The sequence below is a fragment of the Streptomyces sp. ASQP_92 genome (assembly GCF_025399895.1).
In the GTDB taxonomy this organism is placed as follows: Bacteria; Actinomycetota; Actinomycetes; order Streptomycetales; family Streptomycetaceae; genus Streptomyces.
Genome location: NZ_JAODUA010000001.1, coordinates 636,352 through 656,855, shown reverse-complemented (window position 1 = coordinate 656,855; position 20,504 = coordinate 636,352). Strand labels below are relative to the sequence as shown.

18 protein-coding genes are annotated in these 20,504 nt (G+C 70.4%); 9 read left to right on the top strand and 9 right to left on the bottom strand.

Features of this window, described 5'->3' with window-relative positions; translation table 11 throughout:
• Positions 1 to 236: 236 nt before the first annotated feature.
• Both ppdK and dusB read right to left on the bottom strand, forming a co-directional pair.
• Positions 237 to 2,960, bottom strand: coding sequence for a pyruvate, phosphate dikinase (gene ppdK, locus N4G70_RS02810; protein WP_261710747.1), 2,724 nt, complete (start codon positions 2,958 to 2,960; stop codon positions 237 to 239).
• A 420-nt stretch (positions 2,961 to 3,380) separates the two neighbouring features.
• Positions 3,381 to 4,526, bottom strand: a complete 1,146-nt coding sequence (dusB, locus tag N4G70_RS02805; protein WP_261710746.1) for a tRNA dihydrouridine synthase DusB — start codon at positions 4,524 to 4,526, stop codon at positions 3,381 to 3,383.
• Between the two features lie 48 nt (positions 4,527 to 4,574).
• Between dusB and N4G70_RS02800 the strand changes: the two genes are divergently transcribed.
• A complete protein-coding gene (locus N4G70_RS02800) occupies positions 4,575 to 6,035 on the top strand; it encodes an MFS transporter (protein ID WP_261710745.1) in 1,461 nt (486 codons plus the stop codon).
• On the opposite strand, the gene N4G70_RS02795 is transcribed toward N4G70_RS02800, so the two are convergent.
• Positions 6,008 to 6,883: a helix-turn-helix domain-containing protein gene (locus N4G70_RS02795; RefSeq protein ID WP_261710744.1), complete on the bottom strand. Its 876-nt coding sequence runs from the start codon at positions 6,881 to 6,883 to the stop codon at positions 6,008 to 6,010. The genes N4G70_RS02800 and N4G70_RS02795 overlap by 28 nt on opposite strands.
• 99 nt (positions 6,884 to 6,982) lie before the next feature.
• Between N4G70_RS02795 and N4G70_RS02790 the strand changes: the two genes are divergently transcribed.
• Entirely contained in the window at positions 6,983 to 8,449 is a 1,467-nt protein-coding gene (locus N4G70_RS02790) for an MFS transporter (RefSeq protein ID WP_261710743.1), read from the top strand.
• 92 nt (positions 8,450 to 8,541) lie between these two features.
• On the opposite strand, the gene N4G70_RS02785 is transcribed toward N4G70_RS02790, so the two are convergent.
• The gene (locus tag N4G70_RS02785; protein ID WP_261710742.1) at positions 8,542 to 8,730 is read right to left on the bottom strand and encodes a DUF6243 family protein; all 189 of its coding nucleotides are present in this window, start codon (positions 8,728 to 8,730) and stop codon (positions 8,542 to 8,544) included.
• Between the two features lie 237 nt (positions 8,731 to 8,967).
• On the opposite strand from N4G70_RS02785, the gene N4G70_RS02780 reads away from it, so the two are divergent.
• Positions 8,968 to 9,984: an aldo/keto reductase gene (locus tag N4G70_RS02780; protein WP_261710741.1), complete on the top strand. Its 1,017-nt coding sequence runs from the start codon at positions 8,968 to 8,970 to the stop codon at positions 9,982 to 9,984.
• A gap of 104 nt (positions 9,985 to 10,088) precedes the next feature.
• Positions 10,089 to 10,682, top strand: coding sequence for a TetR/AcrR family transcriptional regulator (locus N4G70_RS02775; RefSeq protein ID WP_261710740.1), 594 nt, complete (start codon positions 10,089 to 10,091; stop codon positions 10,680 to 10,682).
• A gap of 19 nt (positions 10,683 to 10,701) precedes the next feature.
• Here the strand turns inward: N4G70_RS02775 and N4G70_RS02770 are convergent, their stop codons facing one another.
• From N4G70_RS02770 to N4G70_RS02760, 3 genes are read right to left on the bottom strand one after another with little or no spacing between them, the layout of a single operon-like run.
• Positions 10,702 to 11,583: a DUF4097 domain-containing protein gene (locus N4G70_RS02770; protein WP_261710739.1), complete on the bottom strand. Its 882-nt coding sequence runs from the start codon at positions 11,581 to 11,583 to the stop codon at positions 10,702 to 10,704.
• Entirely contained in the window at positions 11,580 to 12,236 is a 657-nt protein-coding gene (locus N4G70_RS02765; protein ID WP_261710738.1) for a response regulator transcription factor, read from the bottom strand. The genes N4G70_RS02770 and N4G70_RS02765 overlap by 4 nt, the downstream gene beginning before the upstream one ends.
• Positions 12,224 to 13,471, bottom strand: a complete 1,248-nt coding sequence (locus N4G70_RS02760) for a sensor histidine kinase (RefSeq protein WP_261710737.1) — start codon at positions 13,469 to 13,471, stop codon at positions 12,224 to 12,226. Before N4G70_RS02760 ends, N4G70_RS02765 begins: the two co-directional genes overlap by 13 nt.
• Positions 13,472 to 13,650: 179 nt before the next feature.
• Here N4G70_RS02760 and N4G70_RS02755 point away from each other — a divergent pair, with 179 nt between their 5' ends.
• Complete coding sequence (locus N4G70_RS02755) at positions 13,651 to 14,085, top strand: hypothetical protein (RefSeq protein WP_261710736.1); 435 nt, start codon at positions 13,651 to 13,653, stop codon at positions 14,083 to 14,085.
• 565 nt (positions 14,086 to 14,650) lie between these two features.
• Here the strand turns inward: N4G70_RS02755 and N4G70_RS02750 are convergent.
• The gene (locus tag N4G70_RS02750; RefSeq protein ID WP_261710735.1) at positions 14,651 to 16,033 is read right to left on the bottom strand and encodes a glycine--tRNA ligase; all 1,383 of its coding nucleotides are present in this window, start codon (positions 16,031 to 16,033) and stop codon (positions 14,651 to 14,653) included.
• Positions 16,034 to 16,197: 164 nt separating this feature from the next.
• On the opposite strand from N4G70_RS02750, the gene N4G70_RS02745 reads away from it, so the two are divergent.
• Genes N4G70_RS02745 through N4G70_RS02730 form a run of 4 tightly spaced genes read left to right on the top strand, consistent with a single transcriptional unit; the run spans position 16,198 to position 19,386 of the window.
• Positions 16,198 to 17,190 carry a metal ABC transporter substrate-binding protein gene (locus tag N4G70_RS02745; protein WP_261710734.1) on the top strand — a complete coding sequence of 331 codons (993 nt, stop codon included), beginning with the start codon at positions 16,198 to 16,200 and terminating at the stop codon, positions 17,188 to 17,190.
• A gap of 32 nt (positions 17,191 to 17,222) precedes the next feature.
• The gene (locus N4G70_RS02740) at positions 17,223 to 17,981 is read left to right on the top strand and encodes a metal ABC transporter ATP-binding protein (protein ID WP_261710733.1); all 759 of its coding nucleotides are present in this window, start codon (positions 17,223 to 17,225) and stop codon (positions 17,979 to 17,981) included.
• A 5-nt stretch (positions 17,982 to 17,986) separates the two neighbouring features.
• Complete coding sequence (locus tag N4G70_RS02735) at positions 17,987 to 18,889, top strand: metal ABC transporter permease (RefSeq protein ID WP_261711348.1); 903 nt, start codon at positions 17,987 to 17,989, stop codon at positions 18,887 to 18,889.
• Positions 18,890 to 18,948: 59 nt separating this feature from the next.
• Positions 18,949 to 19,386: a Fur family transcriptional regulator gene (locus N4G70_RS02730; RefSeq protein ID WP_261710732.1), complete on the top strand. Its 438-nt coding sequence runs from the start codon at positions 18,949 to 18,951 to the stop codon at positions 19,384 to 19,386.
• A 252-nt stretch (positions 19,387 to 19,638) separates the two neighbouring features.
• On the opposite strand, the gene N4G70_RS02725 is transcribed toward N4G70_RS02730, so the two are convergent.
• Positions 19,639 to 20,487 (bottom strand): isoprenyl transferase, encoded by an 849-nt coding sequence (locus N4G70_RS02725; protein WP_261710731.1) that lies wholly within the window; start codon positions 20,485 to 20,487, stop codon positions 19,639 to 19,641.
• Between the last annotated feature and the right edge of the window lie 17 nt (positions 20,488 to 20,504).

Sequence of the window (20,504 nt, the reverse complement as noted above, 5' to 3'; positions counted from 1 at the left end):
CTCTGCATTTCCGGCCACCACCCCGTTAAATGTCCGCCATTCAACAGGAATTAGGCGGCCGCACACCTGGGTGGTGTAGTGGGGACGCCCTCGGCAAACGCTTACGGGGCCGGGACGGCGGCGGGAAGGCAAAAGGGGCAGCCACCCCCGCACAGGGTTGCTGCCCCTTCTTGGTGTTCCGGAGCCGCCGCCGGATCGGTGGTGAGGGTCGGGGACCCGGCGGCGGCTCCGGGGTCTCAGCGGGAGTCGCTGCCCTTCGACTCGGCTGCCGCGCGGCCCGCTTCGAGGCGGGCGACGGGGATGCGGAACGGCGAGCAGGACACGTAGTCGAGGCCCACCTCGTGGAAGAAGTGCACCGACTCGGGGTCGCCGCCGTGCTCGCCGCAGACGCCGAGCTTGAGGTCGGGGCGGGTGGCGCGGCCGGCTTCGACGGCGGAGCGCACGAGGGAGCCGACGCCGTCCTTGTCGATGGTCTCGAAGGGGGAGACGCCGAAGATGCCCTTCTCCAGGTACGCGGTGAAGAAGCTGGCCTCGACGTCGTCGCGGGAGAAGCCCCACACGGTCTGGGTGAGGTCGTTGGTGCCGAAGCTGAAGAACTGGGCGGCTTCGGCGATCTGGCCGGCCGTCAGGGCGGCGCGGGGCAGTTCGATCATGGTGCCGATGGTCAGCTTGAGTTCGGTGCCGGTGGCGGCCTCGACCTCGGCGATGACGGTGTCGGCCTCCTCGCGGACGATCTCGAGTTCCTGGACGGTGCCGACCAGCGGGATCATGATCTCGGCGCGGGGGTCGCCCTTGGCGTTCTTGCGTTCGGCGGCCGCCTCGGCGATCGCCCGTACCTGCATGGCGAACAGGCCGGGGATGACCAGGCCCAGGCGTACGCCGCGCAGGCCGAGCATGGGGTTCTGCTCGTGCAGCTTGTGGACGGCCTGGAGCAGGCGCAGGTCGTTCTCGTTGGCGTCCTTGCGGGACTCGGCGAGGGCGACGCGGACCGACAACTCGGTGATGTCGGGCAGGAACTCGTGCAGCGGCGGGTCCAGCAGGCGGACGGTGACGGGGAGTCCGTCCATCGCCTCGAACAGCTCGACGAAGTCCTTCTTCTGGAGCGGCAGCAGGGCACTGAGTGCCCCTTCGCGCTCGTCGTCGGTGTCGGCGAGGATGAGCCGCTCGACCATTTCGCGCCGCTCGCCGAGGAACATGTGCTCGGTGCGGCACAGGCCGATGCCCTGGGCGCCGAAGCGGCGGGCCCGCAGGGCGTCCTCGGCGTTGTCGGCGTTGGCGCGTACGCGCAGGCGGCGTACGCGGTCCGCGTACGCCATGACGCGGTGCACGGCGGCGACGAGTTCGTCGGCGTCGTCGGCGCCCGCGTGCATGCGGCCCTCGAAGTACTCGACGACCGGGGACGGCACGACCGGTACCTCGCCCAGGTAGACCTTGCCGGTGGAGCCGTCGATGGAGACGACGTCGCCCTCTTCGATGACGGTGCCGGCCTGGGTCGTCATGCGGCGGCGCTTGGTGTCGACCTCCAGCTCCTCGGCGCCGCAGACACAGGTCTTGCCCATGCCGCGGGCGACGACGGCGGCGTGTGAGGTCTTGCCGCCGCGCGAGGTCAGGATGCCCTCGGAGGCGATCATGCCGTCGAGGTCGTCGGGGTTGGTCTCGCGGCGGATCAGGATGACCTTCTCGCCGGAGCGCGACCACTTGACGGCGGTGTACGAGTCGAAGACGGCCTTGCCGACGGCGGCGCCGGGCGAGGCGGCGATGCCGCGCCCGATGAGGTCGCTCTTGGCCGCCTCGTCGAAGCGGGGGAACATCAGCTGGGCGAGCTGGGCGCCGTTGACGCGCTGGAGCGCCTCGGCCTCGTCGATGAGGCCCTGGTCCACGAGCTGGGTGGCGATGCGGAAGGCGGCACCGGCGGTGCGCTTGCCGACCCGGGTCTGGAGCATCCACAGCTGGCCGCGCTCGATGGTGAACTCGATGTCGCAGAGATCCTTGTAGTGGTTCTCCAGGGTCTCCATGATGCCCATGAGCTGGTCGTACGACTTCTTGTCGATCGACTCCAGGTCGGCGAGCGGCACGGTGTTGCGGATGCCGGCGACGACGTCCTCGCCCTGCGCGTTCTGGAGGTAGTCGCCGTAGACGCCCTGGTGGCCGGAGGCGGGGTCGCGGGTGAAGGCGACGCCGGTGCCGGAGTCGGGGCCGAGGTTGCCGAACACCATGGAGCAGATGTTGACGGCGGTGCCGAGGTCGCCGGGGATGCGCTCCTGGCGGCGGTAGAGCTTGGCGCGGTCGGTGTTCCAGGATTCGAAGACCGAGCAGATCGCGAGGTCCATCTGCTCGCGCGGGTCCTGCGGGAAGTCGCGGCCGGCCTCGGTCTTGACGATCTTCTTGAACTGCTTGACGAGCTTCTTCAGGTCGCTCGCGTCGAGGTCGGTGTCGACGGCGACCTTCTTGGCGGCCTTGGCGTCCTCGAGGGCCTCCTCGAAGAGCTCTCCGTCGACGCCGAGGACGGTCTTGCCGAACATCTGGATCAGGCGCCGGTAGGAGTCCCAGGCGAAGCGTTCGTCGCCGGACTGCTTGGCGAGGCCGGTCACCGACTTGTCGGAGAGGCCGATGTTGAGGACGGTGTCCATCATGCCGGGCATGGAGAACTTGGCGCCGGAGCGGACGGAGACCAGCAGCGGGTCGTCGGCCTGGCCGAGCTTCTTGCCCATCGTCTGCTCGAGGGTGTCGAGGTGTGCGCTGACCTCGTCGCGCAGCTCGGCGGGTTCGTCACCGCTGTCGAGGTAGACCTTGCACGCCTCGGTGGTGATCGTGAACCCGGGGGGGACCGGGAGACCGAGGTTGGTCATCTCGGCGAGGTTCGCGCCCTTTCCGCCGAGGAGGTCCTTGAGGTCCCTGTTCCCCTCGGTGAAGTCGTAGACGAACTTCTGGGTGTGCTGGAGGTCTTTGTCTTCCGACACGGGTCTCGACTCCTCGAATCCGCGGTGGCTGCCCTGACGGCGAGGAACATACCCAGATCGAAGGTGTCTGGGTACGTCCACTTGCGCGTCACGGGGTCGTAACCACTCGTCCGCCCCCGGATCGAAAGTGACTGGCGCGTAAAGGCCCGCCCTGGCATTCCTTCATCACTTGAACGCAGTGCGGGTTGACTGGCCCGATATCCGCTCATGTGAGCGTTACGAGCGCCATTCGAGTTCACTAGTTGAACACCTAAGGGGTGGCACTGAGTGCCACCCCTTTCAGAGATGCAGCCACGCGAAAAGCGCTCATCTGAGCGCAACCCCTATCAGGGGTGGCGAGAATCACGCGCTCAGTCGAGCGGAATTCCAGCCTTCGGACCGCTCTTTGGACCGGTCCGGGCCGGTCCGGACCGTCGTGGATCAGCCGCCGGAGGTGTCCAGCTCGGCTTCCATGCTGAGGCCGGAGCAGTCATAGGGGTCCTTCAGCCAGCCGTCGGGCAGGACGACCCGGTTGTTTCCGGACGTTCTGCCGCGCGGGCCGTCGGCGCCCTCGGGCCAGGACTGGTCGAGGTCGAGCTCGCTCAACTGAGCGCCCAGTTCGGCCAGCGACGAGGTGACCGCGAGGGACTTGCGCATCTCGGAACCGACCGCGAACCCCTTCAGGTACCAGGCGACGTGCTTGCGGAAGTCGATCACACCGCGCGTCTCGTCGCCGATCCACTCACCCAGCAGCGTCGCGTGTCGCAGCATCACCTCGGAGACCGTGCGCAGCGTGGGGCGCGCGAAGGAGTCGGTGCCCTCGAAGGCGGCCACCAGGTCGCCGAAGAGCCAGGGCCGCCCGAGGCAGCCGCGGCCGACGACGACGCCGTCGCAGCCGGTCTCCTTGACCATGTGCAGGGCGTCCTCGGCGGACCAGATGTCGCCGTTGCCGAGCACGGGGATCTCCGGGACGTGCTCCTTGAGGCGGGCGATGGCGTCCCAGTCGGCGGTGCCGCCGTAGTGCTGGGCGGCGGTGCGGCCGTGCAGGGCGATGGCCGTGACGCCTTCCTCGACGGCGATCCGGCCGGCGTCGAGATAGGTGATGTGGTCGTCGTCGATGCCCTTGCGCATCTTCATGGTGACCGGCAGGTCGCCCGCGCCGGTGACGGCCTCGTGCAGGATCGCGCGCAGCAGCGGCCGCTTGTAGGGCAGGGCCGAGCCGCCGCCCTTGCGGGTCACCTTGGGCACCGGGCAGCCGAAGTTGAGGTCGATGTGGTCGGCGAGGTTCTCGTCCACGATCATGCGGACGGCCTTGCCGACCGTGACCGGGTCCACTCCGTAGAGCTGGATCGAGCGCGGGGTCTCGGTCTCGTCGAAGTGGATGAGCTGCATGGTCTTCTCGTTGCGCTCGACCAGCGCCCGCGTGGTGATCATCTCGCTGACGAACAGGCCCTTGCCGCCGCTGAACTCGCGGCACAGGGTGCGGAACGGAGCGTTGGTGATGCCGGCCATGGGTGCGAGCACCACGGGCGGCTGCACGGTGTGCGGGCCGATGGAGAGCGTGGTCATCTGTTCATTGTCACCCATGTGTGCCCCACCCCCGGGGAGTCATTAGTTAGGCGTACTATCGAAGCCATGTCCGAGCCGAATCACCGTCGACGGATGCTGATCCTGGCGATCTGCTGCATGAGTCTTCTGATCGTCAGCCTCGACAACACCGTCCTCAACGTCGCCCTCCCCTCCATGCAGAAGGAGCTCCATGCCGGGGTCTCCGGAATGCAGTGGACCATCGACGCCTACACCCTGGTCCTGGCCTCCCTGCTGATGCTGTCGGGCTCGACGGCCGACCGCATCGGCCGCCGCAAGGTCTTCAAGGCGGGCCTGATCGTGTTCACGATCGGGTCCGTGCTCTGCTCGCTCGCGCCCAACCTGGAATCGCTCGTGGCCTTCCGGATGGTGCAGGCGGTCGGCGGCTCGATGCTCAACCCCGTCGCGATGTCGATCATCACCAACACCTTCACCGACCCCCGCGAACGGGCCCGCGCCATCGGCGTCTGGGGCGGCGTCGTCGGCATCTCGATGGCCGCGGGGCCCATCATCGGCGGGGTGCTCGTCGAATCGGTCGGCTGGCGCTCCATCTTCTGGCTCAACCTGCCCGTCGGCCTGCTCGCCCTCGTCCTGACCTGGCGCTACATCCCCGAGTCCCGCGCCCCCAAGCCCCGCCGCCCCGACCCGGCCGGCCAGCTCCTGATCATCGCGCTGCTCGGCTCGCTGACGTACGCGATCATCGAAGTGCCCAGCGCGGGCTGGGACTCGCCGCAGATCCTGGCCTTCGCCGCGATCGCCGTCGCCTCGCTCGCGACCCTCCTGGTGTACGAGCCCCGGCGCGCCGAACCCCTCATCGACCTGCGCTTCTTCCGCAGCGCCCCGTTCAGCGGCGCCACCGTCATCGCGGTCGCCGCCTTCTCCGCGCTCAGCGGCTTCCTGTTCCTCAACACCCTCTACCTCCAGAACGCCCGCGGACTGAGCGCCTTGAACGCGGGGCTCTACATGCTGCCGATGGCCGCGCTCACCTTCGTGTGCGCGCCCCTGTCCGGACGCCTCGTCGGCAGCCGGGGGCCGCGCCTGTCGCTGCTGGTCGCGGGGGTCGCGATGGCCGCGAGCGGGCTGCTGTTCGCCGCCTTCGACGCGGAGCGCACCACGGCGCTGCTCTTCACCGGGTACGTCCTGTTCGGGCTGGGCTTCGGCATGGTGAACGCGCCCATCACCAACACCGCGGTCTCCGGGATGCCCCGCTCCCAGGCGGGCGTGGCCGCGGCCGTCGCCTCCACCAGCCGCCAGATCGGCCAGACCCTGGGGGTCGCCGTGATCGGCGCGGTGCTCGCGGGCGGCATGGCGGGCGTGGCCTCCGGCGCGTACGCCGAGCACTTCCCCGACGCGGCGCGGCCCGCCTGGTGGATCATCACGGGCTGCGGTGTGAGCGTGCTGGGCGTGGGCCTCGCGACCAGCGGGCGCTGGGCGCGCGAGTCGGCCCGGCGGACCGCCCGGAGCCTGGAGGCGCCCGCCGTTCAGACCCCGGCCGACGCCAACGCCTGACCGGACTCCGCGAGCGCCCGCAGCCGCTCCAGGCGCTCGCGGGTCTCGTCGTCCGCGGGCACGTACATCACCAGGCGCGGGCCCGCCGAGGGGCCGAGCCACAGATTGGTGTGCTCGACGCACAGCAGCCCGACGTGGGGGTTGCGCAGATACTTCACCTTGCCGCCCTGGCCCACCACCTCGTGCCGGGCCCACACCTCGCGGAACTCCGCCGAAGCGCCCTCCAGGCGCGCCAGCAGCGCCTTCCAGGCCGGCTCGGTCAGATGCTCGGCCATCGAGGCGCGGAACTTGGCGGCCATCACCCGGTTCATCTCGGCGAGATCCACCACCGAGGCCCGCCAGTCGGGGTCGGTGAAGGTCAGCCACAGGCAGTTGCGGTCCTCGGGCGCGAGCTTGTCGAGGTCGCACAGCAGCCGCCCGTAGGTGGCGTTGTAGGCGAGGATGTCGTACCGGCTGTTCTGCACGCAGGCCGGGATCGGGCCGAGCTGGTCCAGCATCGCGCGCAGCGCCGGGGTCACGCTCGGGCACGGCGTGTTGGGCGCCGGGTCGAGGGAGCCGGCCAGCGCGAAGAGGTGGCTGCGCTCGCTGGGGTCGAGCAGCAGGGCCCGCGCGAGGGCGTCCAGGACCTGCGGGGAGACCTGGATGTCGCGGGCCTGCTCCAGCCAGGTGTACCAGGTGACCCCGACGGCGGAGAGCTGGGCGACCTCCTCGCGGCGCAGCCCCGGGGTGCGCCGGCGCCGGCCGGGGGGCAGGCCGACCTGCTCGGGGGTGATGCGCTCGCGGCGGCTGCGCAGGAATTCGGCCAGCTCATGACGGCGGACATCGCTTGCCGGGGCCACAGTGCTCATGATCTCAGGGTGCCGCACCCGGCCGCCGTTGTCAGCGGGTTTCCGGGTAGTGCTGGTACCAGGATAAGGAGACTCTGGTACCAGGCTCAGGATCGGAGGATGGTCTTGTCCGTGAGTGAAACAACGGTACGGACGACCTCCCACCCCTCCCCCTCCTCCCTTGCTGCCCCGGTCACCCACCATGGGGCGGTCATCGGGCCGCTCGGTCTCTTCACGGTGCTGCTGGGCGCGGCCCTTCCTCTGATCGACTTCTTCATCGTCAATGTCGCCCTGCCGGCCATGGACAGCGACCTCAAGGCGGGCCCGGCCCTGCTGGAACTGGTGGTCGCCGGATACGGCGTCGCCTACGCCGTCCTGCTCGTGCTGGGGGGCCGCCTCGGCGACATGGCCGGGCGGCGCAGGCTCTTCCTGATCGGCATGGCGGCCTTCGGCGTCACCTCGCTGGCCTGCGGACTCGCCCCCAGCGCCTGGACCCTGGTCGGCGCGCGGGTGGCACAGGGTGCCGCGTCCGCGCTGATGCTGCCGCAGGTCCTGGCCACCATCCAGGCCACCACCCAGGGCCCGCGCCGCGCCAAGGCCATGAGCCTGTACGGGGCCACCGCGGGCCTGTCGATGGTCGCCGGGCAGATCCTCGGCGGTGTCCTGGTCGCGGCGGACGTGTTCGGGTCCGGCTGGCGCTCGGTGTTCCTGGTGAACGTGCCGGTCGCCGTCGTCGGACTGTTCCTCGCGGCCCGTACGGTGCCCGAGACCCGCTCGGACCGGCCGGCCACCATCGACGTGGCGGGCACCCTGCTCCTGGCGCTCTCGCTGCTCTCGCTGCTGCTGCCGCTGACCGAGGGCCGGGCCGCGGGCTGGCCGCTGTGGACCTGGATCTCGCTCGGCGTCTTCCCGTTCGCGGCCCTCGCGTTCTGCCAGGTGGAGCGGCGCGCGGACCGGCTCGGGCGGACCCCGCTGGTTCCGCCGAGCCTGCTGGACCTGCCCTCGCTGCGGCGCGGTCTGGTGATGGTGGTGCCGTTCTCGATCGGCTTCAGCGGCTTCATGTTCGTGGTCGCCGTGGTGCTCCAGCAGGGCCTGCGGCTGGGCCCGGTCGCGGCCGGCCTCGCCCTGGTGCCGATGGCGCTCGCCTTCTTCGCCGCCTCGCTCGCCGGGCCCCGGCTCATCGGCCGGTTCGGCACCCGCGTGGTGACGGCGGGCGGAGTGATCCAGGCCGTGGGCATCGCGCTGCTCACGCTGACCGTGTGGCAGGGCTGGCCGGGCCTGGGTGTCGCCGAACTCGCGCCGGGTGTGGCGATCGCCGGCCTCGGCCAGGGTCTCCAACTCCCGGTCCTCATCCGCCTGATGCTCTCCGACATGCCTGCCGACCGGGCCGGTGTGGGCGGCGGCGTGGTGGTCACCACCCAGCAGTCCGCGCTCGCCCTCGGCATCGCCACCCTGGGCACGCTCTTCCTCGCGCTGGCCTCCTCCCTCGGCATGCGCGACGCGCTCGTGGTGACGCTGCTCGTCCAGCTCGGCCTGATCGTGGTGACGGTGCTGCTGAGTCTGCGACTGCCGCGCGTCATGCGGTGACCGGGTGCGCCCCGACGGCGAAGGGCCCGGAACGTCTGTCACGTTCCGGGCCCTTCGCCGTTGTGCGCCCCGCACTCGCCGGGCGCTGCGGGTCAGCTCTCGTTCGACTCCGTCACCACGGGGTTGGCGCGCTCGCGCATCTTGCGCAGCAGCTCCTCCTTCTTGTCCACGGCCGCCTTCCGGTCGGCCGCACTCCCCTGGACCGAGCCCTGGTCTCCGTTGCCGGACACCTTCTTGCGCTGTCCACCGACACCGAGCAGGTTGTTACGACTCTTAGCCATGAGGGCGACGGTACCGGGCGCGAGGGGGTGGGGCGTACCAGTTATTGCCGATGGGGGACGGCGGTGGGGGTGAGGGCGGGGGTCGGAGTGGGGTTGGAGCGCGGGTGAGAGCAGGCGCGGGTGAGAGCAGGGGTGACGGGTATCAGGTGACAGGTGACAGATATTGAAATCTGTCACCTGTCATGTCATGGTGGAGAGGAACCACCCCCTCCACTCCCCACCCCCAAGGAGCCCCCCATGCGCACCCTCACCCTCGGCGCCACCGGCCCCCGCACCTCCGCGCTCGGCCTCGGCTGCATGGGCATGTCCGCGCTGTACGGCGAAGCCGACCGGGACGAGTCGATCGCCACCATCCATGCCGCACTGGACGCCGGCGTGACCCTGCTGGACACCGGTGACTTCTACGCGATGGGCCACAACGAGATGCTGATCGGCGAGGCGCTGCGCTCCGCCCCCGCCGCGGCCCGGGAACGGGCGCTGACCAGCGTGAAGTTCGGCGCCCTCCGGGACCCGGACGGCGGCTGGTCCGGGTATGACGGGCGGCCCGCCGCGGTCCGGAACTTCGCCGCCTACTCGCTCCAGCGGCTCGGTGTCGACCACATCGACGTGTACCGGATCGCCCGGCTCGACCCCGATGTGCCCGTCGAGGAGACCGTCGGCGCCATCGCCGAGCTGGTCCAGGCCGGTCACGTACGCCACATCGGTCTGTCCGAGGTGGGGGCGGACACGCTGCGCCGGGCGGCCGCCGTGGCACCCATCTGCGATCTGCAGATCGAGTATTCGCTGATCTCGCGCGGCATCGAGGACGAGATCCTGCCGACGGCGAGCGAGCTGGGCATCGGCGTCACCGCGTACGGGGTGCTCTCGCGGGGTCTGATCAGCGGGCACTTCTCGCGCGAGAGGCAGTTGGCGGCGGGCGACTTCCGGGGGATGAGCCCGCGCTTCCAGGGTGAGAACCTCCAGCACAACCTCGATCTCGTCGAGGCGCTGCGCAAGGTCGCCGAGGACAAGGGCGTCTCGGTGGCGCAGACCGCCATCGCGTGGGTGCTGGCGCAGGGGCCGCGCCATGGCGCGGACATCGTGCCGCTGGTGGGCGCGCGTCGCCGGGACCGGCTGGCGGAGGCGCTCGGCGCGCTGGAGGTGGAGCTCGGTGCGGCCGATCTCGCGGCGATCGAGGCGGCCGTTCCGGCCGGCGCGGCCGCGGGCGACCGCTACCCGCAGGCTCAGATGGCCCATCTGGACAGTGAGCGGTGAGCCCGTCGAGCGCGGTGTCCGGCCCGCGGAGGTGACCTGTGGACAAGCCGTTCACCGGTGTTGTCCACAGGCCCCGCGGGGCCTTTCGAGCGGCAGGTAACGTCATGGCCATGAGTACGGAACCACTGACCGCCGAGCGCATCCTCGTCGCGACCGAGGAGGTGCTGCGCCGCCACGGCCCGGCGAAGGCCACGGTCGTCGATGTCGCGCGTCAGCTCGGGGTGAGCCATGGCAGTGTCTACCGCCATTTCCGTACGAAGGCGGCGCTGCGTGAGGCGGTCACCGAGCGGTGGCTGAACCGTTCGACGGATCTGCTGCGCGACATCGCGTCGCGCCGGGATCTGGAGTCGGCCGTTGTGCTGCGTCTGTGGCTGAGCGAGTTGTTCCTGGCGAAGATGGCCAAGGCGGGCGACGATCCGGAGTTGTTCCGGACGTATGAGGTGCTGCTCCGGGAGAACAGCCGGGTCGTGGAGGAGCACATCGGGGAGCTGGTGGGTCAGCTCGCCGCGATCATTCAAGTCGGTGTGGAGCGGGGTGAGTTCGCGGTGCCGGACACGGCTGCCGTCTCGGCGCGGGCGGTGTTCGACGCGACGGGCCGCTTCCACGATCCGGTGTATGCGGCGGAGTGGTCGCGCCCGTCGATCCGGGACGATTTCGGCGCGGTGGCGGATCTGTTGCTGAACGGGCTGAAGCGCTAGGAGGGGTTCGGGGGCCGGGTCAGAAGCCCGGGTAGCCGACGTTCACGGAGCCGGAGCCGGTGGAGAGCTTCAGGAGCCGGTCGGAGTTGTTGTCGAGGAGTTCGTCCTGGATGTCGCGGCTGCCCGAGCCCGAGCTGCCGCTCACCCGGTAGCGGGTGCCTTCGGGCACGGTGACCGTGACGGAGCCCGATCCGGTGCGGGCCGTCACCTGGCGGGGCGCGGCCGAGAAGGTGGCGTCCAGGGATCCGGATCCGGTGTTCAAGGTGACGTATGGGGAGGTGAGTTGGGATGTCCGGAGTTCTCCGGAGCCGGTTTTGGCCGAGACGGTGCCCGCGAGTCCTGTCAGCTTGATGGAGCCGGAGCCGCTCCGGATGTCGACCGGCGCGCTCAGGTCGCGGATCACGGTTTCGCCCGAGCCGCTGCGCACCGTGAGGCGGGTCGTCGCGGGGATGGCCAGGTCGAGGTCGACCTGGCAGTTGCCGAAGACCTGGTCCACGAAGCCGACGCACCGGGTGCGCAGCTTGAGGGTGTCGCCGTCCCAGGTGCGTTCGACGCTGGGCCGTTTCACCGCCCAGGTGAGTCTGCCGTTGAGGGTGACGTGGTCGGCGGCGCTGGCCTTCACGGTGATCCGTGCGCTCCCGGCGTCCACTTCGACGGCGGAGACGGGGTGGGCGTGGCCGTTGTCGGGACTTTCGTAGCGGGCGGTCTGGCTGACGGAGTCGGCGAGCGTCCAGTAGAGGGAGGGTGCCACGACGAGCAGGGCGCCGAGGAAGGCGACGACGATCCAGGCGGTGCGGTGGCGCGGGCGTCCGCCGGTGGCGGTGTCGCCGGTCGCTGAGGCTCCTGCCGGTGGGGCGCCGGCCCCTCGGGTGGGCGTCTGGTGCTGCTCGGTGGTGCTCATGCCGGTCCGCCGTTCAGGAAGCGCAGGACGGCGAGGACGCGGCGGTGGTCGCCGTCGGCGACGGGCAGGTCGAGTTTGGCGAAGATGTTGTTGATGTGTTTGGCGACCGCGCTTTCGCTGACGACGAGTTCGGCGGCGATTCCGGCGTTGGAGCGGCCCTCGGCCATCAGGGCGAGGACTTCGCGTTCGCGGGGGGTGAGCCGTTCCAGCGGGTCGGGGCCGCCGCCGCGGCGGAGCAGCAGTTGGGCGACGACCTGGGGGTCGAGTGCGGTGCCGCCGGCCGCGACGCGCTTGAGGGCGTCGATGAACTCCTCGACGTCGGCGACCCGTTGCTTGAGGAGGTAGCCGATGCCGCCGGTCTGGGTGGCCAGCAGGTCGGCCGCGTACCGTTCCTCCACGTACTGGGAGAGCAGCAACACAGCTGTACCGGGCCACTGTTGACGGATCATCAGGGCGGCGCGGACGCCTTCGTCGGTGAAGCCGGGGGGCATCCGGACGTCGACGAGGGCGAGGGTGGGGCGGTGGTCCTCGACGGCCTTGAGCAGGCTGTCGGCGTCTCCGGCCTCGGCGGCGACGTCGAACCCGGCCATTTCGAGGACTTTGACGAGTCCGATGCGCAACAGCACGGAATCTTCGGCGATCACAGCCCGCACGGCAGCTCCACAGTGATGACGGTCGGGCCCCCGTGGGGGCTGTTGATCCTGATGGTTCCGTCGACCGACCCTACGCGCTTGCGCAGGCCCAGCAGTCCGGTGCCGCCCGCCGGGTCGGCGCCGCCGACGCCGTTGTCGCTGACGGTGATCGTCAGGAGCTGGGCGCGGCGGCGGACCTGGACGGAACAGCGGGTCGCCCGGGCGTGCTTGGCGACGTTGGCGAGGGTTTCGGACACGACGAAGTAGGCGACGGCCTCGACCGTGGGGGTGGGGCGTTGGGGCATGTCCACGGTGAGTTCGACGGGGAAGGTGGCGCGGGCGGCGATGCCGGAGATGGCGGCGTCCAGGCCGCGGTCCTCCAGGACGGCCGGGTGGAGTCCTCGTACGAGGTTGCTGAGTTCCTCGATGGCTTCCTTGGCCTCGCGGTGGGCTTCGTCGATGACGGCGCGGGCTTCGGGCGGCAGGTCGGTGAGGGTGGCGCGGGCGATGCCGAGGTTCATGGCGAGGGAGACGAGGCGCTGTTGGGCGCCGTCGTGCAGGTCCCGTTCGATGCGGCGGCGTTCCAGGTCGGCGGCGTCGAGGATGTCGGCGCGGCTCTCGGCGAGGTCCTCGACGCGGCGTTCGAGTTCCTTGGCCCGGTTGGGGCCGAGCAGGATGATCGCCGCGTGGGTGTCGAGCCGGGCGACGAGGGCGGCGAGCCAGGGCGTGGCGATCAGGAGCAGGGCGCCGAGGACGGTGAAGGCGACGTAGTCCTCGGTCCAGCCGGTGGGCCGGAGTCTGAGGGGCAGCGCCCATACCCAGGTGAAGACGGACGCGAAGGCGGCTCCGGTGACCCAGCCGAGGGTGACGAGGGCGCCGCCGAGCGCCGTGAGCGGGGAGACGAGCAGGTGGTAGCCGTACTGGCGCCAGGTCGACTCGGCGCGCAGCCGGCGGATGACGCCGTGGGGGTGGTACCAGGGGTGGGGCCAGTGGATCTTCGGGATGTCCCGTCCGGCCAGTGACCACAGGCGGCCGCGTTGCAGGGCGGTGAGCAGGGGGCGCAGCAGGAGGACGGAGCCGAGTGCTTTGAAGAGGTGCCCGGGCTCGGCGACCGTGTAGGTGAGCGCGAGGACGGCGGGGACCGCGACCGGTATGGACGCCGCTACGAGGGCGGTGTTGCGCCAGGCCCACGCCGACCACGGCGTGTGTGCCGCGGTCCAGTCGTATGCGCGCCGCAGCGGGCCGGGAGTTGCCATGGGCACAGCGTAGTTGGGCTGGTCAGAGCGCTGCCATCATGCTGCTGCCCGGGCGGGGGTATAGCCAGCACCACCCCGGGTTCGGACAGCCGCGCTACTGACCGGGGCGGCTCGGCGGGCGAGTGTTGGGGCTGTGCTCGGGCGGAGGGACCGCCGGGCCGGAAGGAGCGCCCGCCGCCATGACTCTCGTCGCCCCGCAGATCCGTACGCGCCGTAACTCCCGTGCTGTTGCGGGTACTTGGGCGTGGGCGCGCCGCCGGCCGCGTCTCGCGACGGTGCTCACGGGCGCCGGGGTGGCGCTGGTGCCGTGGATGGTGGTGTTGGCCAAGACGCTGCCGGCGACCACGGAGGTGTCCAACTGGTCGACGGCGTGGGTGGGTCTGGACGCGCTGCTCGCGGTGGGTCTGACCGGTACGGGTGTGCTGCTGGGGCGGAACGACCCGCGGGCCGCGCAGGTCGCCGCGGCGACCGCGGCGATCCTGGTGGTGGACGCCTGGTTCGACGTGACGACGGCGTCTCCCGGCGGGGAGCTCGCGACGGCGCTGACGCTGGCGGTGGCGGTGGAGCTGCCGATGGCGGTGACCTGCGCGGTGGTGTCCCTACGCAAGCCCTGACCCGAGTGCGCGCCCGCACGGTGGACTCCGCCCCCACCCCCCTGCCGCTCGTCCTCAAACGCCGGACAGGCTGAAATGCCTCCATGCAGGCCAGCACCAGCACTGCCAGGGGCGCGAGGAACTGCGCGAGACGCGACCACGGCCCGCAGCCGAAACCGGGGCTCTTGGGGCTCCGCCCCAGACCCCGTATCGCGCCTGAACGGCGCTCGTCCTCAAACGCCGGACAGGCTGAAATGCCCCCACGCAGGCCAGCACCAGCACTGCCAGGGGCGCGGGGAACTGCGCGAGAAGCGGGCACGGTCCGCAGACGGAGGGCTTGGGGGCGCGAGGAACTGCGCGAGAAGCGACCACGGCCCGCACACGACCGAGGGTATTGGGGGCGCGAGGAACTGCGCGAAAAGCGACCACGGCCCGCACCCCACCGAGGGCATTTGGGGGCGCGAGGAACTGCGCGACCAGGGTCCACCACCCGCGCCCGACAACGCAGTTGGGGCTCGCCCCCCGCAGGGGGAAGCCCCGGACGGGCCGCACCCCAGGGGAAGACCCCCCGGGGTGCGGCCCGGGTTCAGCAGCCGAGGAGGCGGCTGCCGAGGTACTGCTGGATCTGGTCCAGGGAAACCCGCTCCTGGGCCATCGTGTCGCGCTCGCGCACGGTGACCGCGTTGTCGTCGAGGGTGTCGAAGTCGACGGTGACGCAGAACGGCGTGCCGATCTCGTCCTGGCGACGGTAGCGGCGGCCGATCGCGCCCGCGTCGTCGAACTCGATGTTCCAGTTCTGCCGCAGGTCGGCCGCGAGGCCCTTGGCCTTCGGGGAGAGCTGCGGGTTGCGGGAGAGCGGCAGCACGGCGACCTTCACGGGCGCCAGGCGCGGGTCGAGGCGCATGACGGCGCGCTTCTCCATGACGCCCTTGGCGTTGGGCGCCTCGTCCTCGCTGTACGCGTCGAGCAGGAACGCCAGCATGGCGCGGCCGACACCGGCGGCGGGCTCGATGACGTACGGCGTCCAGCGCTCGCCGGCCTCCTGGTCGAAGTAGGCCAGGTCGTGGCCGGAGGCCTTGGAGTGGGCGGTGAGGTCGTAGTCGGTGCGGTTGGCGACGCCTTCGAGCTCGCCCCACTCGCTGCCGCCGAAGCTGAAGCGGTACTCGATGTCGGCGGTGCGCTTGGAGTAGTGGGAGAGCTTCTCCGCCGGGTGCTCGTACCAGCGCATGTTCTCCTCACGCAGGCCGAGGCCGGTGTACCAGTTCCAGCGCTGCTCCATCCAGTATTCCTGCCACTGCTCGTCCTCGCCGGGCTTGACGAAGAACTCCATCTCCATCTGCTCGAACTCGCGGGTGCGGAAGATGAAGTTGCCCGGCGTGATCTCGTTGCGGAAGGACTTGCCCATCTGGGCGATGCCGAACGGCGGCTTCTTGCGGGAAGCCTGGAGCACCTGGCCGAAGTTGGTGAAGATGCCCTGGGCGGTCTCGGGGCGCAGGTAGGCGACCGAGGCGGTGTCCTGGGTGGGGCCGAGGTGGGTGGAGAGCAGGCCCGAGAAGCTCTTGGGCTCGGTGAAGGTGCCCTTGTTGCCGCAGTTGGGGCAGTTGAGGTCGGCGAGGCCGCCCGCGGGGGCCTTGCCGTGCTTCTCCTCGTAGGCCTCTTCGAGGTGGTCCGCGCGGAAGCGCTTGTGGCAGGAGGTGCACTCGGTGAGCGGGTCGGTGAAGGTCGCGACGTGACCGGAGGCCTCCCAGACCTCGGAGGCCAGGATCACCGACGAGTCGATGCCGACGACGTCCTCGCGCGAGGTGACCATGTAGCGCCACCACTGGCGCTTCAGGTTCTCCTTCAGCTCGACACCCAGCGGCCCGTAGTCCCAGGCGGCCTTCTGGCCTCCGTAGATCTCGCTGCACGGGTAGACGAAGCCACGGCGCTTGCTCAGGTTGACGATGGTGTCGATCTTGTCGGCGGCCACGGTGCTCTCTTCATTAACGACGACGTGAACGGGGAACGGCGAAGCCTTCAGATTAGCGGCGGCCGCACCCCCTCTATCAAATCGGTTGCCCCGCGGGGCCCGTGCAGGGGGCCACCCGTACTGATTATTGACAACCGTTTCCATCTTTGTTGAAAATGGATGTCATGAACGTACGACGCCTCATACCCGCGGCCGCCCTCTCCTGCGCCGCCCTGCTCGGCCTCACCGCCCTGACCGCCTGCGGTTCCGGCGCGGCGGGCGAGGGCAGGAAGGACGGCAGGCTGGACGTGGTGGCGTCGTTCTATCCGCTGCAGTTCCTCACCGAGCAGATAGGCGGGGACCATGTGTCGGTCTCGGGTCTGACGAAGCCGGGCGTCGAGCCGCACGACCTGGAGATCAGCGCCCGCCAGACCGCCAAGCTCAACGACGCCGACGCGGTCGTCTACCTGCGGGGCCTCCAGCCCGCCGTGGACGCGGCGGTCCGCCAGGCCGAGGTCACCACGAAGGTCGACGCCTCGACGCTCACGTCGATGGAGAAGCACGGCAACGAGGTGGGCGGGCATGCCGCGGCGCACGACCACGCCGCCGGCGAGGACAACCACGGCGACGACCACGGCCACAGCCACTCCGAGTCCGGCGACGACCCGCACATCTGGCTGGACCCGGTGAAGTACGCCGAGGTCGCCCGGGGCATCGGCGCCGCCCTGGCGAAGGCCGACCCGGCGCACGCCGCCGACTACAAGAAGAACACCGACACCCTGGTCGGCAAGCTGGACGGCCTCGACAAGGAGTACGCCGCCGCCCTCGGCAAGGCCCGGACCAAGGTCTTCATCACCACCCACGCCGCCTTCGGCTACCTCGCCGAGCGCTACGGGCTGACCGAGGAGGCCATCAACGGCCTCGACCCCGACTCCGAGCCGAGCCCGGCCCGGATCAAGGACCTCCAGAAGATGGCGAAGGCCGACGGCGTCACGACCGTCTTCTACGAGACGCTGGTCAGCGACAAGACCGCCAAGACCCTGGCGTCGGACGCCTCGCTCAAGACCGATGTACTCGACCCCCTCGAAGGCATCACCGACCAGTCCAGGGGCACCGACTACTTCTCGGTCATGCGGTCCAACCTGACCGCCCTGACGACCGCGCTCGGCACCAAGTGACCACCCGCCCCTCTCCTGTGGAGGAAGCCGCCATGGAGCCCGTCATATCGCTCACCAAGGTGAGCGCCGAGCTCGGCTCGCGCCCCGTCCTGCGCGGCATCGACCTGGCCGTGCACCGCGGCGAGGTCGTGGCGCTGCTCGGCGCGAACGGTTCGGGCAAGTCCACCGCGATCCGCACGATCATCGGGCAGGTGCCGCTCAGCGGCGGCTCGGTGGAGCTCTTCGGCACCGCCCGCCGGCGCTTTCGCGACTGGGGCCGGGTCGGTTACGTACCGCAGCGCACCACCGCCGCCGGCGGGGTGCCCGCCACGATCCGCGAGGTCGTCTCCTCCGGACGTCTCTCGCGCACCCGTTTCGGGATCCTGCGCAGGGCCGACCGCGAGGCCGTCGACCGGGCCATCGACGCGGTGGGCCTGGCCGACCGGGCCAGGGACTCGGTGGACGCCCTCTCGGGCGGTCAGCACCAACGCGTCCTGATCGCACGGGCATTGGCCGCCGAACCGGAACTGCTGATCATGGACGAGCCCATGGCGGGCGTCGACCTCGAAAGCCAGGAGATCCTCGCGGCCACCCTGCGCGAACAGGTCGCGGCCGGCGCCTCGGTCCTGCTCGTCCTGCACGAACTCGGGCCCCTGGAGCCCTTGATCGACCGGGCGGTGGTGCTGCGCGACGGATGCGTCGTGCACGACGGGCCGCCGCCGAGGGCCGTGGGCCAGCACGCCCTGCCCGGCCACGACCACGTACATCCGCACACGGCCGCCGAGCCGGTACGCACGGGACTGCTGAGCTGACCATGATGGACATCCTGAACTCCCCCTTCATGCAACGGGCGTTGATCGCCGCGGTCCTCGTCGGGATCACCGCGCCCGCCGTCGGGATCTACCTGGTCCAGCGCCGCCAGGCCCTGATGGGCGACGGCATCGGCCATGTGGCGATGACCGGCGTCGGCCTCGGCTTCCTGCTCTCCACCTCGCCCGTGTGGATGGCGACGCTGATCTCCGTCCTGGGCGCGGTCACCATGGAACTGATCCGCTGGTACGGCAGGACGCGCGGCGACATCGCGCTCGCGATGCTCTTCTACGGAGGCATGGCGGGCGGCGTGCTCTTCATCAACCTCGCGCCGGGCGGCTCGACCGCCAACCTCAACTCCTACCTCTTCGGCTCCCTTTCGACGGTGTCGCGGTCCGACGTGTGGGCCATCGGCTTCCTCGCCGCGTTCGTCCTCGTGGTGACGGTGGGCCTGCGCCGCCAGCTCTTCGCGGTCAGCCAGGACGAGGAGTTCGCCCGGGTGACGGGGCTGCCGGTGCGCGCCCTGAACCTCCTGACGGCCATCACGGCGGCGGTCACGGTCACGGTCGCGATGCGGGTGGTGGGACTGCTCCTGGTGTCGGCCCTGATGGTGGTGCCGGTCGCGGCCGCCCAGCAGCTCTCCCGCAGCTTCGCCCTGACCTTCGCGATCGCGGTGGCGATCGGGGTGACGGTGACGCTGAGCGGGACGGTCGTCACGTACTACGAGGACGTGCCGCCCGGCGCCGTCATCGTGCTGTTCACGATCGCGATCTTCATCGTGCTGACGGCGCTGGCGACCCCGCTCGCCAAACGGCGGGCCCGTACCCGGGCGGCCGCGGCCGCCGAGGGCGAGTGCGGGCTCGACGTGCCCGCCCCCGCGAAGCCTCAGGCCGGCGAGGTCACGGCCTGAGCGGGAGCTGGCACAATGGCCCCAGGAGAGTTTGTACGGGTCGAGGCTTGGAGGCACCTGTGACGACAGCGCCGCTCGGCGGGTCGAATACCGCCCCCGTACGAGGCCGGTCGACCCGGCAGCGTGCCGCGGTGGCGGCGGCGCTGGACGAGGTCGACGAGTTCCGCAGCGCGCAGGAACTGCACGACATGCTCAAGCACCGGGGTGACTCGGTGGGCCTGACCACCGTCTACCGCACGCTCCAGTCCCTCGCGGACGCGGGCGAGGTGGATGTGCTGCGCACCAGTGACGGGGAGTCGGTGTACCGGCGCTGCTCCTCCGGTGACCACCACCATCATCTGGTGTGCCGGGTGTGTGGGAAGGCGGTGGAGGTCGAGGGGCCGGCGGTCGAGAAGTGGGCGGAGTCGATCGCGTCGCAGCACGGGTATGTGAATGTGGCGCACACGGTGGAGATTTTCGGCACGTGTGAGCCCTGCGCCAACCCCGCGACCGCCTAGCACCCCCTCCCCGGGGGCTCCCGCCCCCGGTCCCCCAACCCCCTTTCGTCCGCGAACCGTGCTCGCTTCTTGCGCAGTTCCCCGCGCCCCTGAAACCCGCTTACGGCTGCGGATCGTGGGCGCTGCTCGCGCAGTTCCCCGCGCCCCCCGCCGGGGTCGGCGCCGACCCGCATGAGCCTCTTCAGCCCGTCCGGCGTTTGAGGACGAGCGCCGTTCAGGCGCGAACGGGGTCTGGGGCGGAGCTCCAGGGGGTTAGGGGCGGGGGGCGTCGCCGGACTTGTCCAGGGCGGCGAGGGCCTCGTTGGGGATGGCACCCCCGAAGCGCCGGTCGCGGGAGGCGAACTCCAGGCAGGCCCGCCACAGGTCACGCCGGTCGAAGTCGGGCCACAGAACGTCCTGGAAGACCATCTCCGCGTAACTGGACTGCCAGATCAGGTAGTTGGAGGTGCGCTGCTCACCGCTGGGCCGCAGGAACAGGTCGACGTCCGGCATGTCCGGGTAGTACAGGTACTTCGCGAACGTCTTCTCGTTCACCTTCGACGGGTCGAGCCTCCCCGCCGCGACATCACGCGCGATGGCCTGTGCCGCGTCGGCGACCTCGGCGCGCCCGCCGTAGTTGACGCAGAAGTACAGCGTCATCGCGTCGTTGTCGACGGTCTGCTCCTGGGCGACCTGGAGCTCCTGGACGACCGACTTCCACATCTTGGGCATGCGGCCCACCCAGCGGATGCGGATGCCGAGGTCGTTCATCTCGTCGCGCCGGCGCCGGATGACGTCGCGGTTGAAGTTCATCAGGAAGCGGACCTCTTCGGGCGAGCGCTTCCAGTTCTCGGTCGAGAAGGCGTACAGGGAGAGGTTCTTGACGCCCATCTCCAGGCAGCCCTTGAGGACGTCGAGGACGACGCCCTCGCCGACCTTGTGGCCCTCGGTGCGGGGCAGCCCGCGCTCCTTGGCCCAGCGGCCGTTGCCGTCCATGACGCAGGCCACGTGGTTCGGCACCAGCTCGGCCGGGATCTTCGGCGGCACCGCGCCCGAGGGGTGCGGCTCGGGGGTCTTGTAGTCGCGCCTCGACCGCCCGCCCAGGATTCCGCGTACTGCCATGTGGAGCTCTCTCCCTA